Source organism: Erythrobacter dokdonensis DSW-74, assembly GCF_001677335.1.
Classification (GTDB): Bacteria; Pseudomonadota; Alphaproteobacteria; order Sphingomonadales; family Sphingomonadaceae; genus Erythrobacter; species Erythrobacter dokdonensis.
Genome location: NZ_LZYB01000011.1, coordinates 1 through 902, shown reverse-complemented (window position 1 = coordinate 902; position 902 = coordinate 1). Strand labels below are relative to the sequence as shown.

Here is a 902-nt window from a genome sequence, read left to right as displayed (position 1 = left end):
CGCCAGCCGCAGCGCGCCGCCCATGCTGCCGAGCCGGTCGCGCGCCATGGTCAGCGCCCACAACCCGCCGCCATGCGCGCCGCTGAGACCGAGCGCGAGCGCGGGTGCATCCGCGGGCCCGGCGCGCAGATCGGCCCGCGCGGTCACTTCGGGCGTGATGCCCCAGCCGATCGTCGCAAACGCCGTCGGTCCGGCCGGCTCGTCCGCCAGTGTCGCTCCCAGCAGCGGACGCCCACCGTCGACCATGCCAAAGGCATAATCGACTTCGTTCTCGGCGTTCATCTCGCTGCCGACGAGGCGACGATAGACCTGTTCGGCGGTCTCGCCATTGGGGCCGTAGAGCCGCACCACCCAGCGGTTCTCGCCGAGCCGCACGGGGATGTTGCCGAACTGCCAGTTGCCCGCCGCATCGGCCTCGCGGGTAACCGCGACGAGCCGTTCCTCGTGCCACAATTCGGCTTCCCAGCCTGCCGGGAGCGGGCCGGAGAGCACGATCTCGTCGACCAGATCGGCCCGCCATGGCGCGCGCGAGGAGACCACCAGCCCGCGCCCGGCAAGGCTGTCGGCGATCAGCGGCTGGGCGGGCGCGGCGACATCGCCCAGAGCCAGACTGCGCGCGCCCAGCGGGCCGAGCAGATCGGGACTGTCGCGCGCGTCGGACAGGGTGAAACCGGGAACCGTGCGGCCGTCGCCCGTCAGCGCGACACTGGCGCGAGCGGCGAGGCCGAATAGCGCGCCGCCGGCCACCAGCGTGCCGGTGATCTGGCGTCCCTGGGGTGCCTGAACCATGCCGGCGGCAAGATCCGCGCTCCACAGCTGCGCGGCGGCCTGCGGGCGTTCCAGCAGCGCGAAAGCGGGGCGCAGCGTTTCGGGCCGCAGCCGCGCCTGGCGCTCCTCGCGCG

General features: G+C 73.6%; 1 pseudogene. It reads right to left on the bottom strand.

Features of this window, described 5'->3' with window-relative positions:
* Window positions 1-902 (bottom strand): annotated as a pseudogene (locus I603_RS14765) (hypothetical protein); the annotation flags it as partial.